At 43.2% G+C, this 17,360-nt stretch carries 14 protein-coding genes and 1 pseudogene; 4 read left to right on the plus strand and 11 right to left on the minus strand.

The window, feature by feature from the left end:
- Window positions 1-60: 60 nt before the first annotated feature.
- Window positions 61-1,014, plus strand: a complete 954-nt coding sequence (locus QY309_15640; GenBank protein WKZ59285.1) for an AraC family transcriptional regulator — start codon at window positions 61-63, stop codon at window positions 1,012-1,014.
- Here the strand turns inward: QY309_15640 and QY309_15645 are convergent.
- The 11 genes and pseudogenes from QY309_15645 to QY309_15695 form a co-directional block, all read right to left on the minus strand.
- Window positions 1,011-3,461: an ABC transporter permease gene (locus QY309_15645; protein WKZ59286.1), complete on the minus strand. Its 2,451-nt coding sequence runs from the start codon at window positions 3,459-3,461 to the stop codon at window positions 1,011-1,013. The genes QY309_15640 and QY309_15645 overlap by 4 nt on opposite strands.
- Window positions 3,462-3,485: 24 nt before the next feature.
- Complete coding sequence (locus QY309_15650) at window positions 3,486-4,913, minus strand: MATE family efflux transporter (protein WKZ59287.1); 1,428 nt, start codon at window positions 4,911-4,913, stop codon at window positions 3,486-3,488.
- Between the two features lie 48 nt (window positions 4,914-4,961).
- Complete coding sequence (locus QY309_15655) at window positions 4,962-5,825, minus strand: VOC family protein (GenBank protein WKZ59288.1); 864 nt, start codon at window positions 5,823-5,825, stop codon at window positions 4,962-4,964.
- A 21-nt stretch (window positions 5,826-5,846) separates the two neighbouring features.
- Window positions 5,847-6,416 (minus strand): DUF1801 domain-containing protein, encoded by a 570-nt coding sequence (locus tag QY309_15660; GenBank protein ID WKZ59289.1) that lies wholly within the window; start codon window positions 6,414-6,416, stop codon window positions 5,847-5,849.
- A complete protein-coding gene (locus QY309_15665) occupies window positions 6,400-6,840 on the minus strand; it encodes a VOC family protein (GenBank protein WKZ59290.1) in 441 nt (146 codons plus the stop codon). The genes QY309_15660 and QY309_15665 overlap by 17 nt, the downstream gene beginning before the upstream one ends.
- A 505-nt stretch (window positions 6,841-7,345) precedes the next feature.
- Window positions 7,346-7,765, minus strand: a pseudogene (locus tag QY309_15670) (SRPBCC family protein).
- Window positions 7,766-7,854: 89 nt separating this feature from the next.
- Complete coding sequence (locus QY309_15675; GenBank protein ID WKZ59291.1) at window positions 7,855-8,448, minus strand: hypothetical protein; 594 nt, start codon at window positions 8,446-8,448, stop codon at window positions 7,855-7,857.
- 44 nt (window positions 8,449-8,492) lie between these two features.
- A complete protein-coding gene (locus QY309_15680; GenBank protein WKZ59292.1) occupies window positions 8,493-9,947 on the minus strand; it encodes a TlpA disulfide reductase family protein in 1,455 nt (484 codons plus the stop codon).
- A 96-nt stretch (window positions 9,948-10,043) separates the two neighbouring features.
- Window positions 10,044-11,111, minus strand: coding sequence for an SO2930 family diheme c-type cytochrome (locus QY309_15685; protein ID WKZ59293.1), 1,068 nt, complete (start codon window positions 11,109-11,111; stop codon window positions 10,044-10,046).
- Entirely contained in the window at window positions 11,108-12,358 is a 1,251-nt protein-coding gene (locus QY309_15690) for a parallel beta-helix domain-containing protein (GenBank protein WKZ59294.1), read from the minus strand. The genes QY309_15685 and QY309_15690 overlap by 4 nt, the downstream gene beginning before the upstream one ends.
- Window positions 12,359-12,541: 183 nt before the next feature.
- Window positions 12,542-13,690, minus strand: coding sequence for an acyltransferase family protein (locus tag QY309_15695; protein WKZ59295.1), 1,149 nt, complete (start codon window positions 13,688-13,690; stop codon window positions 12,542-12,544).
- Between the two features lie 909 nt (window positions 13,691-14,599).
- Between QY309_15695 and QY309_15700 the strand changes: the two genes are divergently transcribed.
- The 3 genes from QY309_15700 (at window position 14,600) to QY309_15710 (ending at window position 17,355) form a co-directional block, all read left to right on the plus strand.
- Window positions 14,600-15,010, plus strand: coding sequence for a TerB family tellurite resistance protein (locus tag QY309_15700; GenBank protein WKZ59296.1), 411 nt, complete (start codon window positions 14,600-14,602; stop codon window positions 15,008-15,010).
- A gap of 287 nt (window positions 15,011-15,297) precedes the next feature.
- On the plus strand, window positions 15,298-15,813 hold the full coding sequence (locus QY309_15705; GenBank protein ID WKZ59297.1) for a GNAT family N-acetyltransferase: 516 nt from the start codon (window positions 15,298-15,300) through the stop codon (window positions 15,811-15,813).
- Window positions 15,814-15,882: 69 nt separating this feature from the next.
- The gene (locus tag QY309_15710) at window positions 15,883-17,355 is read left to right on the plus strand and encodes an aminopeptidase P family protein (GenBank protein WKZ59298.1); all 1,473 of its coding nucleotides are present in this window, start codon (window positions 15,883-15,885) and stop codon (window positions 17,353-17,355) included.
- Window positions 17,356-17,360 lie beyond the last annotated feature (5 nt).

Below are 17,360 nucleotides of genomic sequence, written 5' to 3' on the forward strand. Positions count from 1 at the left end.
GTAGAAACCAAAAACAAAGGCCTACGTTAAACGGAGCATCTTATACGCTAAAGGGAGTTTATGAAAACCGCTCCGGTTATTCCGGTTGATGAATTTTTGAGCCATACCATCCGTCAGGAGGAAACCGATTGTTTTCAGGTTGCCGAGCGCCTTCATCCCGACTTTGGCTTTTGGCGCGAACGAAGCATTGACCTGGGGCATATTCGGGTATTTGAACACAAAGCCGATTTCAACCGGAAGGTTAACGTTCATTTTACTGACCATTCGCTCCGCGACAATGTTCATCACTGCATGTCGGTGGATGGAGAAATGGGCGCACACTTTCAGCATCTGAAACTAAGCGCACACCTGAACCCGAAAACGTTTCACCAGGTGTACCTGCCCGGTCAAGAGTATCACCTGAGCATGCAGCGCACCTTTGTTAACGTTCATGTTGAGGTTAAGCGTGATTATTACACTTCGCTACTCTGTGATTCAGAAAGATGGTCGGCTGAAATGAAACAGAAGCTATTGGACAGCCAGGTTTTTTACACCGGTGAATTCCAGTTGTCGCTGCCCATGATGCGCGTGATTCATTCTATTTTTGACAGCCCAATTAGTGGTTCATTGAAAAAATTGCTGATTGAAGCGAAAGTGCATGAGCTTATTGCACTTCAACTGAACAGCACGGTGAATGTACTTCAAGGAAAAGCAAACCCAATCACAATCGAATTGTTTCAAAGTATCCGGCAATATCTGGATCAAACATTCCTGCAAGATCATTCCTTGAAAAATATTGCCCGGCATTTTGGCATCAATGAGTTCTCACTCAAAAAAGGATTCAAAGAAAATTTCAACACCACTGTATTCGAATACCTGCTTAACAAAAGATTGGAACACGGACTGCAGTTATTACAAACCGGCCAGTATTGCGTTGAAGAAGTGGGATCAACAGTAGGTTACAAATATCCCAACCATTTTTCTACTGCCTTCAAAAAACGCTTTGGTATCAGTCCGATGCAGGTGCGTCATTAATCTTCACGCAAACTTATGGTGGGGTTTACGGAAGTAGTTCTAAGGGTATGATACATAATCGTAACTCCTATAAGCGCTACGATCAGCAAAAGGGTTACACCATAATATCCCCATGAAACATCAACCCGATAGGCATAATCCTGCAACCAGGAAGAGATAAACACATAACTCACAGGAACAGCAATTAAAGTTGCCATCAGCATTACCACCACGTACTCCTTACCAAACAATTTTATGAGACGAACCTGACTTGCTCCAAATACCCTGCGCACAGCAATTTCCTTGGTGCGGGTTTTTAATGAATAGGCCACCAAACCAAATAATCCTAAAAATGCTATAATGATGGTCAGGCCGCTGAACGTAAACAATACATTAAGCTGGTTTCGCTCTTGCTTATACAGTTTGTCGAAGAGTTCATCTAAAAACACATATTCAAAAGGATACTGCGGAAATAATGTATTCCATGTTTTCTCAACTTCGGCTACATGCTCACTGATCTGGTCTGCGGAAAGCTTCACTAAAAATGTGCGCAACCACAAAGGTTCAAATACCATAACAACCGGATCAACCGCGTTCTTCAATGTTTCCTGATGAAAATCTTTTACCACACCAACAACAGGGCCTTTGTCCAGGCTATACGTTCCTTGTGTCCAGCTAATTTGCTTTCCAATAACTTCATGTGGATCGGTCCAACCCAATTTATGCATAGCGGTTTCATTAATAATGTATTCGCGCTTTTTGCTGATGAGATACTGCTGAATGGATTCGGTACCTGTAAACTCAGGCAACGGATCATAGGTTAAGGTTTTTGACAGCGGCTCGCCTGCCAACAACTCCAATCCCATCACATTAATAAAGTCATGGTCAATTACCTGGATATCCATGATTGGCGCTTCAATCACAGTTCCGGTCATGCCCTCGTACCACACGTTTCCACCATCGCGGATTTCACGTGAAGGAACTTCAAGGCAAGCCGTAACACCTTCAATACCCGGTTTACCACTAAGTTCATCCTTAAATGTTTTGAATTTATCTTTTACGGTATCGGGTACTGCAGTCAGCGCTAAAACCTGTTCCTTTTTCATTCCCAGGTTTTTTTCTTTCAGGTAAAGAAACTGTTGCCGACCAATGATTGCACTTCCCACCAACAGCATGCAGATGCCAAACTGTGCTGTGACTAAAGCCTTCCTAAAGGATATACCGAAAGAATTTCCTTTCATCGTTACCGCCTTAGTGCTCTTCATTACGTTTACCGGCTTCACTGCAGAAAGCACAAAAGCAGGATAAAAGCCTGAAAGGATTCCAGTTGTCAACACCACACTTCCCAACCCAATCAACATAATCTCCCAGCTCAACAAATTCGAAACATTCAGTGCCTGATTAAAATACGGGTAAACCAAATAAGTAAGTCCAGTAGCCAATATCGCAGCGATGGCACAAAGCACAGTAGATTCTGTAAGCGAATAGAAAACCACTTGACGAAGTCCGGAGCCCATTACCTTACGAATACCGATTTCTTTTGCCCGGCCAATCGCAATCACACTGTTCAGGTTTATGAAATTGATCATGGCCAGCAATAAAATAAAAATGCCCACGCCAGTAAAAATTTTCACGTTTGCGTTATCTCCATTGGGTAATACTTCACGTGCCAGGTTGGAGTGCAGGTGAATATCCTTCAGCGGCCATAACACATATTCGGTTCCAGCCCTGCTTTGTTCGCCTTGGTTCTTCACCATCAGGTCTTCAATTTTTTCTTTCAATCCAGCAACAGTCGTATTTTCCTTCAGCAGCAAGTATGTATATGCCCACCATCCCCGATCCTCCTCATTTCGAAAAGAAAACAGCATATCAACGGGAAGATGCGTGTGACCCGGCAGGTCTTCCATAATACCGGTTATCTTGTATACTTCTTCATCCGTGTCCCAGTAACGTGTAATGATCAAGTCGCGACCAAACGCATCCTCATCTCCGAAATATTTTTTGGCCATGGATTGTGTTAAGACCACGGAGTAAGGTTGAGCAAGAGCGGTTTTGGGATCGCCTTTCAACAAGTTGAAATCAAAAACATCAAATACATACGGATCGGTTGAATAGGCATGTTGCGGTGTAAACTTTTCGTTACCAATCCGCACAAATTTTGGTTCATGATTTTGAAAGCGAACCAATTTCTCTACTTCAGGAATTTCATCCGGAATTGATTTAGTCCAATCCGCATCCACGCGGGCAAAGTGCGTATCATAGCCAGTATCGGAAGTATAATGAACCGTCAGGCGATAAATCCGTTCGGCCTGCGTATGAAAATTGTCAAAGCTTGTTTCATAAATCACGTAGATTACAATTAGCATACAGGCCGTAAAGCCAATAGCCAATCCACTCAGGTTAAGAAAATTGAATCCCCGGTTTTTCGAAAAACTTCTGACGATGATTTTGAAATAATTTTTTAGCATGACTGATTTTTATGTTATCGGATTTCAGACTTTCGTCTTCTTCCAACCACCACGTGTAAATAGCCACAACGTAAACAAACCCACCGATGTTTCAGAAATAAACACGCCCCAAAACACACCCGATTGTTGCCAATCTAATTTAATAGCGAGATACCAGCACAACGGAATCTGAATCATCCAGAAGAATACAAGGTTGATTTTGGTAGGGGTTTGCGTATCGCCCGATCCATTGAATGCCTGTGTGGCTACCATCCACCAACCGTACACAAAAAATGAGTATGAGAGAATTTGTATCCATTCTGCACCCATCGCGATAACAGTGACATCATCAGTAAAAATTTTCATCAACTCTTCATTGAACACAAAATAAATCACCGATACACCGATCAGGAAAATCATATTGTACGATCCGATTTTCCACACGCTGGATTCTGCGCGATCGGGATTACCAGCACCCAGGTTTTGTCCCACCAACGTGGCTGCAGCATTGGATAATCCCCAAGCCGGCATCATGGTGAACATCATGATGCGAATGGCAATAGTCGCTCCCGCTACTGCCTCGCTACCTACATCCGACAAAATGCGCATGAGAAAAATCCAGGAGGTCATGGCTACAATCATTTGGCCAATGCCACCCAATGATGTTTTGAAAATGTGCAGTATGGTTTTTCCATCCCAGTAAAATTGTGTGAGGCTGGCGCGAATGTGCTTTCCACCATTGAATAATATCCACAACTGAATGAGTACGCCAACGCCCCGGCCAACGGTTGTAGCGATGGCAGCACCTTCAATACCAAAGGCTGGAATAAATCCCCAACCAAAAATCAGCAAGGGATCAAGTACAATGTTAATGGTGTTAGAGATAATGAGAATGCGCATGGCAATGGCGGCATCACCTGCACCGCGATAAATGGCATTGATCACAAACAACAACATGATTACCGCATTGCTGCCCAACATCCATTGCGTGTACCGGTAACCTTCGCTGATGGCCCACGCATCAGCACCCATTAACTGCAATAATTCTTTCGAATAAAAAATTCCGGCTATAGCAAAGGGAACAGATGCCAGTAACGCCAGAAAAACAGATTGAATGGCAGACAGGCCAGCATCATCCATATTTTTTTCACCTACCCTTCGCGCAATGATTGCCGTAACAGCTGTGGCCAATCCCATGCCGATGGAATACAGGAGGAAGAGATATGTTTCCGTAAGGCCAACGGTTGCTACTGCAGATGGACCAAGTTTGCCGACAAAATAAATGTCTACCACGGCAAACGTTGATTCCATCACCAACTCCAGAATCATAGGAACAGCCAACAAGAAGATGGCTCGCCTAAGGCCTATTTGCGTGTAATCAGCTTCAGTGCCACGAATGGCGTTGCCTAGTTCTTGCCAAATGGAAGGACGTGGTGCAACTGTTTCTTGCAGGTTAGCGGGATTTTCGTTCACGTTTAGTGGCTTTGGCCGTACAAGATCAAAAAAGAATTTTAGAATTACTTACTTCTGAGCAGAATCTCCTTCGTAAGCTTTTTTCAACGCCTCAATATCAAACTTCTTCATTTTCAAAAAAGCCTGCACCACGCGCTGACCTTTTACCGGATCACGCATCAGATCGGGTAAGATAGCCGGAACAATTTGCCACGAAACACCAAACTGATCTTTCAGCCAACCGCACATGCTCTCTTCACCGCCTTCCGTGAGTTTGTTCCAGTAATAGTCAATTTCTTCCTGTGTTTCACAATCCACCACAAACGATACACCTTCCGTAAAGCCGAACTGATGCATCAAGGAACTGTCCATCGCCATCATTACATAACCGTTAAGCGTAAACTGGGCATGCTTTATTGTGCCGGGCACGTCACCATCCTTTTCTGCGTATCGTAAAATACCCACTACCGATGAAGGAGAAAAAACAGAGGCGTAAAAGTTGATGGCCTTTTCTGCATTGCCGTGTTGAGCGCCTGTAAACATTAACGTAGGCGAAAATTTTTGACCGGTACTGGCAAGTTTTCCAAACGACAATTGCCAGTTCACACCGAATTTATCCTGAACCCAGCCATAGTGTTCGCTCCAATCGTACTTGTCTAACGGCATCAGTACATTTCCTCCCGCTGACAATTTTTTCCAGGCAACATCCACTTCTTTTTTAGTTTCGCATACCACATAAAAAGAAATGGATGGATTGGGTTTAAACTGTGGACCACCGTTAAGAAACATAAACTTCTGGCCAGCCGACTCAATACTTACCACCATGGGTGTATCGGCTGTGATTTTTGTTCCCGGAAAAACAGACGCATAAAGTGTTGCTGCTTCTTTGGCTTGTCCGTCAAACCAAAGACAAGGATAGATCGGGTTTTTCATATCGAATGGATACTGATTCGTTTACTTCTCTTTGAATTGCAAGCCGCTTTTCTTCAAGGCAGCTTTTAGTTTCGGTATGGAGGATGGCCCCATGCCATGGAGTTTTAAAATTTCCTTTTCGGTATATCGCGATAAATCTTTCAGGCTTTTTATGCCCATGTTTTCCAGCGCTCTTCTTGCGGGAGCACTGAGTTGATGCATAAAATCATTCTTAGTTTTTTGTGCTTTTTCCTCCACAAGTTCCTTGTTTTCTTTCCACCTGAACACCACCATTTGCTTGATCAGCGCAACCGGAAGTGGTTCATCGTTTGGAAACTGGACTGATCCTTTTCCGCCTTTGTATTTGGAAAGCTTCTCCTTGAATTGGCTATGTCCTGAAGGCAATGCATACAAACCAATGTGATTCTTGAACCCGGCAAAATACACGAGTGGTTTTCCGAATGCTTTGTATCCTGGCAATCCATAGCCGATGTATTCTTCCGCTTTTGGCGCTGCGCTGCGAATGATGGCGCGAAGCTGTTTCAGCTTCTCCTGGATTTCTTCAGGAAATCCCTTGATGTATTGCGCTACCGGATCAGCTTGCTTTCTCATCGCAATTCAACATCCATTGCACACCAAACTTGTCGGTACAGCTTCCATAGTACGAGCCCCAAAACATGTCTGCCAATTCCATGGTTACTTGTCCGCCTTCCGAAAGTGCTTTGAACAAACGCTCGGTTTCCTTGCGTGTATCGGGATGCAGGCTTATGTGTACGTTGTTGCCCTTGTTAATGCTAAACCCCAATGACGCAGGCGCATCGGAACCCATCAGGCGAAAGCCGCCCAGAATCTGAAGTTCAACATGCATCACCAACTTCTTGTCCTGCTCGGCAATGGGTGGCATGCCTTCCATCGGAGGGGTGTCGCTAAACCGATTTATCTGGCCAACAAATTCTCCACCGAAAATGGATTTGTAGTAATTGAATGCTTCCTCTGTGTTGTTTGCAAAGTTGAGATAGGTGCCTACAGTTGCCATTGTGATTCAAAGTTTAAAGGTTGAAAATTCGTATTTCCTAATTGACTTAAGCTTCACAGATTGATTTGAGTTTATTCAATGCTCTTGGCCATGCTTCATTGAAGTAATCCATGTATTCATAATTCGTATCTACCTCTACGGTCATAACGGTATTATTTCCGTTATGCGCATAGCTGTAATTCTCGTGTGCTCCGGCCCAACTTTCAATCTCCGGTCCGCTGGTAACTTCTTTACCATTACCCACCACACCATAATGTTCAATAGAGATGAATTTGTTCGGGATGTTTTCCTTGATGCGGGCTACCATGCCGCCTACTTTTCCTTCCTGATCAGTACCGAGAAAAAGAATTTTCGAACCCTTCTCCCACGATCCTTCAAAGTGTGAAGTGGGATTAAACTCTGCCGTCCAGTCCGCATAACTTTTTTCATGAATGGTTGTGCTGTATACTTTTTCAACCGGTGCATGAATGGTGATTTCAAACTTCATCTTTTCCATGTTGGGCGATTCCTCAACATGCTTCTTGAAATTATTGAGAATAGCCTGCCAGCCTTCGCGTTGCATTTCAATGGGGTTCATCTGTTCGGCTTCAAAGGTTTCTGTTATCTCGGTTGTTTTTTCTTTGCGTTCAAACACAATGTTCACCTTGCGGCCATCGCTCATGGCATATGCAATTTGTTCGTGTTTCTTTACTAAACTGTAAACGCCTTCAAAATCAAAACCCATACTGCCATCACGTGCTTCCATGCGCGATACAAATTTTCCGCCTTCACGTAAATCGTTTGTTGCCCGTGGCGTGTGCCAGTCGTCTGATGCATTGTTCCATTTCACAATGTGCTGAGGATCTGTCCACAGCGCCCATACTTTTTCAACCGGAGCATTAATGGTTGCGCTTATGGTGATGGTGGTTTTTTCTGTTGCTGTCATGGCTTTGGGGTTATGTTCGAATTGGTAATACAAACCTACACTACTCAAATCATTTCAAGGATGTACAAAAACGACAAATGAAGGGTCGATTACGACAAATTATCCTTTCGCAAAATCACCCGTAGAAACGGACTGGTAACCAGCCCCAGCACAACGCCACCACCCAGAATCAAAAACAGGTTCAAAAAGAATTGAACCATCACGTGATCAGCGATATGATTCGTATAATCAACAGCAAACACAGTGATGCCAGCCAACATCCAACCGAGGCAGCAACCTAAAATCCAAAGCACGGCTTTTGGTGAAACCTTCTTCAGATAAAAAAATTGTAGCATGCTAACCAAAACACTGCCTGATGCAATGCAAACCGGGATGTAGTAAGAGCCCAGGGAAAGATCTCCATAAAGGATAAGCAGATCGGAAATCATGAATGGCAACCCCATTCCGATAATGGACGCCCATAGCCAAGGCTTGTTAACAAATGTTGTAGTTCGCAGTAATCTGCCCTGCATAAACCCAACCCCTGCGCCAATACCAATGCCCAGAAAAAACTGAAAGCCTTCAATGCCTATTGCATCGAATAAAGATGACAATACGAGAATCAGGATGATGCCCAGAAACCAACCGAAGAAGGTTGCTTTGATCCATTTGGGAGAGGTGTAAACTTTGGAAAACTGGTTCACTTCACATGGAATGTTAACGGAATTCGTTGAATGTAGTTCAATGATTAGTTAGAACTAAATCTCCTAAGTTGACCCTCAATTTCATCCTTGATCTTTATTTCAGAGGGTCGAGGAGCCCTTATATTGATTATATTGTTATTCTCATCAATTAAAACATAACCCGGAATTCCATATAACTTAAATTTCCTATAAAACGATTCAATCTCTCTTGGTTCAAGTCGCACATGTAAACCCGGCCAGTCCTTTTCTTTTGCAAGAAAATTCAACCACGCGGATTCATCATTATCGACAGACACATTCACAAATAAAACTCGATTTTCATTTATAAAATGAGCTTGTAATTTTTTTGATGCTGGTATTTCAGCAATACAAGGATTACACCACGTTGCCCATACGTCCATGTATACTAATTTACCTTTGAAGTCTTCTTTGGCAACTTTATTCCCATCACTTGTGTAAGCAATAAAGTCCGGAGCAGGCTGACCGGGTTGCACAGCAAGCCATTCATCGTACACATTTTGAAGAGTTGGTAGAAATCTTGATTTTGAATAGCGCATTTTAAATATCTTATAAACCGAATCGGTTTCTTGCGAAAGACCAAATATTGAAAGCCAGTGTTGAAGATTAAGTGCCATTAGAAACTCCCTAATACTTTCCGGATACTCTTCCTCTGTAATCAAAGAATTCGTTATCAAAGGAATTGTATGCTCCTGGCTAGTTTGGGAATATTTCGCAACAGTCGACTCAATTCTTGCTCGCCAATAAAAATTTAACATTATGTAAAAATCGGAATACCTATCAGTTAAAAGGAGTGAATCAAAAATCAAATTAACACTTTGGTCTTTAAAATCATGTTCCGCACGCACTTCATTCGATAATTGAATCAATTGGTAAAGCTGATACTCTTGTTGAACTGCAACGAACTTAACCTTATTCTTCATGTCCAAAACTGAAATCATTGTATCCGTCAGATTGATGGAATCAATGTAAGCCAAATGAAAATCAGATATTGTTCTCTTTAACGAATCAAATCGAACCTCAAATTCCTCTTTGGTTAAATCAAACAACCCTCTTCCGTTTGCCCATTTAATACTCTCCACGTTAGAGTTTATCCATGAAACGTAATTATTTACATCGGCACCTTTGCCAGAGAAGGTTAGCGGCACCTTATAATTATGATCTGTTTCATTTACAGTAATGTTATATCCAGGTGAGAGAAACACTTCACCATATTTTTTTCCAATTTGAATTAAGGCAAATGTAGGTTCCTGAATTGTCAACTCAACCAGACAAAAGCCGCTTGAATCAGTTTTAGACTCAGTCAACATATTTTGATCTATCAAAGTGTAACTACTCAATTTGACTTCAGCATTTAACTGGGTCTTACTATTGATTTGTATTCTGACTTTATTCTCATTGTGGTCCTTAGTTACACATCCAAAAACAACTAAAATCAAGATAATAAATTGGAACGGCCTTAATAAGTAAAGATGAATCATAAAAAATTTTAATATTAGGATGCTCTCCTCGAAAATTTAGTTCTCAGAACCGCCATGAAACTTTTAAAACTATTGACAAGTGATCCAAACTAAGTTTCACCTCATCTCCCTAATCCACTGCTCAATCAACTTCACTCCTTCTTCGTGCACCAACTTCTTTCCTAGCTCGGGCATCATCACGCCCGGGTCATCGGATTTGATGCGGTAATATAAAATGGACTGCTCCGGTTTGCCCGGAACAATGTCGTAGTTCAGTCCACCCGAACCGCGACCGGCTGCAACGGGCGGTTTGCCCACACCCAATTCAAACGGGTTTTTCACATCAGCTAGTAAATGCAGGCCACTTGTTTTTGCCGGGCCGTCATGCCTGTGGCAATGTGCACAGTTTACTTCAAGCCAGGCACGGGCACGTAAATCAAGTTGTTCCGTTGCATTATCGTAATCCACCAAACGCGCCACGGTGTTAATGGGTGGAAGGTTATGAAGCAAACCCAAGGCAGCAAGATGCTCCAGTTGATTTTTCTGTTCTCCCCTTATCGATCCATTCAATTGACGGGCTGTTGGCCCAATGGGCATTACCCTATCGCCCCGCAAGTGGCACCCTTTGCACTGGTTCATGTTCGGAACAGAATAGTTTACTTGTTTTACGGTTCCATCATCGTGTGTCCAGCGTACATCAATATTTTTTCCGCTTACATCCAGGTATGCTTCGGTTTGTTCATCGTTCCAGATGTAGGGCAACGCTATCCATGTGCCCTTTTCGAGCATCAGCAATCGGGTTTCAAGAATGCGAATGTTTTCATCCGGTTTTCTGAAATCAGCCGGGTAATAAAAGTTTTTGATCAGCACCGTGCCCTCCGGAAAATCCAGCACATCATCAGCACTGTAGTTGGCAAAGGTGCCTGTCGGGAATTTGATAAAGCGCTTCTTGTATGCATAATCACTGAACAAAGGTGAGTTCAGTTCATAATGAATCACACCTTCTGCGGGCTCAAGATTTTTCAACTCTCCTTTAAAAAATCCGTAAGCCGAAAGTTTTTCCTCGCCCAGCGAAGCAAGCGTTGTTCCACTCAACGATTCTTCTTCCACCACAATTACTTCAGGTTTCTGCTGGGTGCACGAAAGCACCAGCATACACAACACTATAGCATAAATTATTTTCACTTCAACGAAAGCGTTTTCTCATCATCACATGCAAAGGTCTTCACATCTTTCGACAAGCCCTTAAACTCATTGGCCGCATCCAGGTTAATGAAGATAATTTTTTCATTTTCCTTTATACAGATGCCGCGTTCGCTGCGCTCCGGGTCAGGTATTCCATCATACACAATATCAGGTGGGTTAAACATCGACTTCATGGCCAACAGTTTACCGATATCGTTCTGAAAGGTTGGGAACCAATGTTTGTTGGAGAACCGGTTATCGCGAATATGAATATTATATGGAAACGCATTATATAAAGAGTCGGCTTTGTAGTTGTTGTTTACTGTTTGCACACCACCTATTGAGCTTTCCTGTTCCTGCTCGCCTTCATTCAATGCGGCTACCAACTCATAACTCACAATAGCAACACCCACTGTTGTGTTGTCTTTAAAGTCATTGTCGTAAATCTCCAGGTCGTGTGTAGCCAACACCATCATGCCTGAACCCGGTGGTATGCTGGCCACAATGTTTCCCTTCTGTGCAAAATTTTTATGGTTGTTGCTGCGAATGGTGTTCTTGTACACTTTCGTGGAATGGCCATACGTGGTGAGACCGGGTAAATCAAAAACAAGAATGCCACCGGTGTTGTCGTATGCTTCGTTCCCATAAATCTCTACCCATTTTGAGTTTTCACTTTCAATGCCCGCTACATTCCAATAGGCTTTGTTGTTTCGTATGATAACCGAATCCGACTGCCCCACATAAATGCCGGCATCGGATGAGCCCATAGCAATGCATTCTTCCATCAATACGTTTTTACAGAGCACCGGGTAAAGGGCATAGGCACCGTTTTCGGTTTTTGGTCCCTCGGCCCATACCGAACGGATTCTGCGCAACGTAATGCCATTTGTATCATTCACTTTCAGGTTATCGCCTTTGGCATCCTCCACCGAAAAATCTTCCAATACAATATTTTTCCCATTGCTGATTTGCATGCCCTGCGCGCCTTCGGTTTGGTTTTTCCAGGATAGAATGGTTTTATCCATGCCCTTACCCCGAATGGTAATGTTCGATTTTCCATCCATACTCAGCGTGCGGGTAAACATGAAGTTGCCTTCAGGAAGCTCAATCACATCGCCATCCTGGGCCATTATAAATTGCGCCTGCAAATCCTTTTCGATGGATTTCCACACAACAGGTTCTTTGGGAGGCTCGGTACAAGCCGAGAAGAGAACCATTACAAACAAACCAAACTGAAGTTTTTTCATAGCGAGTATGAAGATAGAGAATTCTTTTTAAACTGCAGTTCCTTTTAACCGCAGAGTACGCTGAGCACTCGCAGAGAGCCGCGGAGTTGGTGATCAGTTGTTAGTCTTTCACAAAACATTTCTCTCTGTGTACCTCTGCGTAAACTCTGCGTATCTCTGCGGTTAAATAAAGGGTAATAAACGCTACTTGGGTTTCATCCCAAACAAAAAACGCATTGCATTAAACGGTCTGATCAGCAGCAAATAAAATCCTACACAGCTGATCAGCGTAAGCATGGCAATCGACCAAAACTTGGCTGCAATACTCCAATCGAGTTGACAGATGTAATACCCAATGGCAATGATTACCGTTTGGTGCAGAATGTAAAATGGATACAACCCTTCATTGAGCTTGCTGATCCACGGATGTGGTTTATTCAAATAATGTTGTCCGTATGCGATAACGGTAAGCACCGTAAACCAACTCATGAACATGCCGGTAATATCAAATAGTGTCTCGATGGTGTCTTCCGGCCAGGGAAATGTAACAATCCCACGAAAGTGAAAATACAACAGGTAAAAGGGAATCAACACAAACAGGGCGGCTACCAATAAATGCTTCCGGTTTTGCCCGATGGACAGCCAAAGATTTCTATCGGAATAGAACAACACCCCAAAAAAGAAGAAGCACATGTAGAAAACAAAAAAGCCCAGGTCGGTGAGGTCGTGTGTCTCATCCGGAAAGTACGGACGCAAAACAGCTTGGGTGAAAATGATAATGACAGAAGGTATCAGCAACATACCTGCCGGGCTCGACAACCAGCGGCTAACGTTACTTTTAAAATTGGCCGAACGATCCGAACGGATAAATTTAAAAAACGGAATGAGCAGTAACGAATACAACAACAGGTAAAGAATAAACCACAGGTGGTGCCAGCTAAAACTTCCTTCCGGGTAGGGAACAAAATTGAAAACCGTTTTATAGAAATCGAGGTAGCCGTTGTATTCCGCGATGTGCTCGTAATAAATCTGAGGCGGCACAACCACAAACATTCCGAACACCAGGGGAATAAATAATCGCTTGAACCGTTCACCCGCATATTGTTTTATGGTGCGTTTACCCAACGCCATGTACGTTCCGGCACCGGAGATAAAGAGCAACAGTGGCATGCGCCAGAAATGCAGCCAGATCATCCAGTAGCGGAAGCTGCCGCTGAGTTCGTTGTTCTTCACGTGCCAGTCCCACGGGTTAAACCACATGCCGGTGTGAAAGAAAAGCAATATTAAAATGGCGATAATCCGGAGCCAGTCGAGGTCGTGCCTTCGGGTAGATTGAGTAAGTGTTGTTTCCATAGTTTTCCTTTTTGCCTCAAAGAAACAGGCACGTTACCCCAAAATACGACTGTTTTTATAAGCTGGAAGGACGAGTTTATAAAGTCGAACGGGAATTAGCTCAAACTGTAGCACCAGTGGGAAAGTTGAAGTTGATTATATTCGTGAGTTATAGCCAACTCGAAAAGACGCCACACCATTGACAAAATTTAAAACAAATATTTTTGAGGCCGTCTTGGCATTCCTGACCTTGTTAAGTGTCGTTGGACTGTGTCTTTATTTTTATCACTTGCAGAATCCCAATTATATCCAAGACAATCCATTCAAGGAGTTTGACAACAATGCGGGAATAATAAAAATTTCTATCGCATCACTTATCACTCGGACCATTTTCATCACCTGTTTTCTGCTATTAGCATTCGACAAATTCAAACAGAATAAGAAAATACTAGTAGTTTACATATTTAGTGCCCTCGCAACTGGCTTTCTTCAATGGTATGAACTTTACTATGGTTCGACATTCTATTATGGAGAAGTTAGAGACAAACAAGGTTTAATGTTTCCTGTTTTAGCATCGTTTATGGTGACATTAGCTATTTGGAAAATAAGCTATTCAAAGACTGAAAACCGTAACCTTACAATAAAGCTAATACTGACAGGACTAATTAACGTTGGCCTTTATTTACTTTGGACCCAAGTCTATGAGCCTTGGAGTTTATGGCAGTCTTGAATTTGGACAAGACCCCTTTAGGGATCGTTCTAAATATCACCCATCCCTCTCATTCCTTACATTCCCTTTCGCACAATTTGAAAACTACTTATCCCATATTGGGATGCCATTGCAGCCTTCATGCCTTAATTATTGCGTTTTTGGCCCATTTTGGACTTGGTACAATTTTGATATAATGGGAAATACCTTACATCAGGATTATGAAAAACAAGACCACTCTATCGAAACTGTATTTTTTGCTAGCCTCGGTTGACGGAACCGTCAAACCCAAAGAAGAAGCCATTGGTGATGCCATGTGTTCGGTTGAGGGCATTGAAGCGCGTACGTTTGCAGAGACCTTGCTTGTATTGAAGACTGAAAACAGAGCCACAATTTTAAACGAGGCGATTAAAGCACTCAAAAGCATGAGTCGTGCAGAGCAAATTCGTTGCATTGCGTGGATGTGCGTGATCGCCAATGCAGATGGATTTATGGAAAAAGTTGAATGGCAATTGATTTATAAAATCTACCACAAAGAACTGAGTTTACCCTTAGAAGAGGTTCTTAGCGAGCAGAAGAAACTGAGTGCCGCGTGCCGACCCTATTTAATGACCGTCAGCTGCGCAGCTTAATTGAAGAACAATTTTAAATCTGATAGGTGAAGATTTTTAACCGCGGAGTTCGCTGAAACCGGGATGGGTTACGCAATTCTGCCACTAAGACACTAAATCACCAAGAAATAATAGCTTTCTAATCAGCTGGCTAAAAAACGTTGTGTCTTGGAGCCTTGGTGGCCACTTTTCATAAATCCGGTTAGTCGTTTTCAAAACATTTTCTCTGCATAACGCTACTGCAGATGTGTGATCGCATTAAATTGAAAGACTAACTTTCTCTAAATTTAACGTGATCAACATCAACTATGCCTACTATCCTCCCTGCCCTCCCCGAAGACGCACCTGAACTGAGTGTATTGGTCAACGCTGCCTACCGGGGCGATACGGGCCGGCAAGGCTGGACTACCGAAGCCGATTTGATTGACGGCTCACGCACAGATGCTGAATTATTAAAGGCCGTAATTGATACACCCGGAAGCATGATTTTGAAATATGTGGAGGACGGAAAGATTATTGGTTGTGTAGAGTTGCGCAAAGAAAATGATAAACTCTACCTCGGCATGCTCACCGTTAACCCAACCATTCAAGGTAAAGGCATAGGCAAGGCATTATTGAAGGCATCGGAAGAAGAAGCAGCGAAACAGAATTGCCATGCCATTTTTATGAATGTGCTCACCGACCGAAAAGAGTTAATTGACTGGTATGTGCGCCACGGCTACCACGATTCAGGCAGACGTAAGCCCTTTGCGTTCACTGATCCCCGCTTCGGGTTTCCGAAAAAACCATTGGAGTTTATGATCATGGAGAAAACCATTGCCTGAACCGCTCAACCCACTTCACTTTTTCCATACTGAAACTTTTCCGTTATTGAGTCTTCAAAATTTTTGACTATGATGAACCGTATCGTTTTAATCGCTTTAATGGTATTGAATGGGATGGCGTTTGCCCAAAACCCAAACATGCCTTCTGATTTCTTAAGTAAAGAGTGGCACAAAGAACGCAGGCAAAAACTGCGCGAAAAATTACCCGCCAACTCGGTGGCCGTATTCTTTGCCAATGCTGTGCGCAATCGCAGTAACGATGTCGACTATGTGTATCATCAGGATACGGACTTCTACTATTTAACCGGCTACCGCGAACCGCATGCCGTATTGCTCGTGTTCAAAGACATGCAGAAAGCCGCCAATGGCGATGCGTATGATGAAATCATTTTTGTGCAGCCTAAAAATCCAATCATGGAAATGTGGACAGGCCGCAGACTCGGTAACCTGGGCACGAAAGATCAATTGGGCATTCAACAGGCCTTTAATAATACGGAGTTCAAAAAGTACAACGTAAACTTCGCATCATTTTATCAGATCTTGTTTTTTGATTTTCAAAACGATGTGCGCAACGAGCCACGCGATTCCTCGGATTTATACGACCTGATTGAGCAGTTCAAAGTAAAAGTAAATTACCCCCGCAAGGATGCACTCAGTGTACAACGTGAACAACCGCAGAACAATTTAAATACCCGTGGGCTTTATCGCATCATGGCCGAACTACGCGGTGTAAAAACTCCGGAAGAAATTGACATGATCCGCAAGGCTGTTACCATTTCATGTGTGGGCCAGGCTGAAGTAATGAAGGCGATGAAACCCGGCATGAGTGAACGCGAAATTCAGGGCATACACGAATACGTGTTTAAAAAATACCAGGCCGAAGATGTGGGCTATCCCTCGATTGTAGGCGGTGGACATAACGGCTGCATTCTGCACTACATTGATAACTACAAACCAGCACTTGACCCGAAAGAATTGATTCTGATGGATCTGGGTGCCGAATACCACGGCTATACAGCCGACATTACCCGTACCATTCCGGTGGGTGGAAAATTTTCGCCAGAACAAAAACAGATTTATGATTTAGTGCTGGAAGCTCAGGAAGCAGCTATGAAAATTTGTAAACCAGGCGTAAGCTTCAGTTCGTTAAGCGATGTCACCATGCAGGTGATCACGAAAGGTTTGAAGGAGTTGGGTATTATCACTACCGATCAGGAAGCACGCAGGTATTACCCGCATGGTTGCTGCCACCACATCGGGTTGGATGTACACGACCGCGGCCTACGTGACTTGGAGGAGAACATGACGTTTACCATTGAGCCCGGCATTTACATTCAGGAAAACACCACCAAAGATCCGAAGTGGTGGGGCATAGCCGTGCGCATTGAAGATGATTACCTCACTACAAAAGAAGGATGCGAGCACTTATCCACATTTGCACCGCGTACTACAGCCGACATTGAAGCAATGATGAAACAACCGAGTCCGTTGGATAATTTTAAATTACCGGAACTGGATAAACTGAATAAGCCGAAGAAGTAATTTAT

It is taken from the genome of Cyclobacteriaceae bacterium, from assembly GCA_030584025.1.
GTDB lineage: Bacteria > Bacteroidota > Bacteroidia > Cytophagales > Cyclobacteriaceae > UBA2336.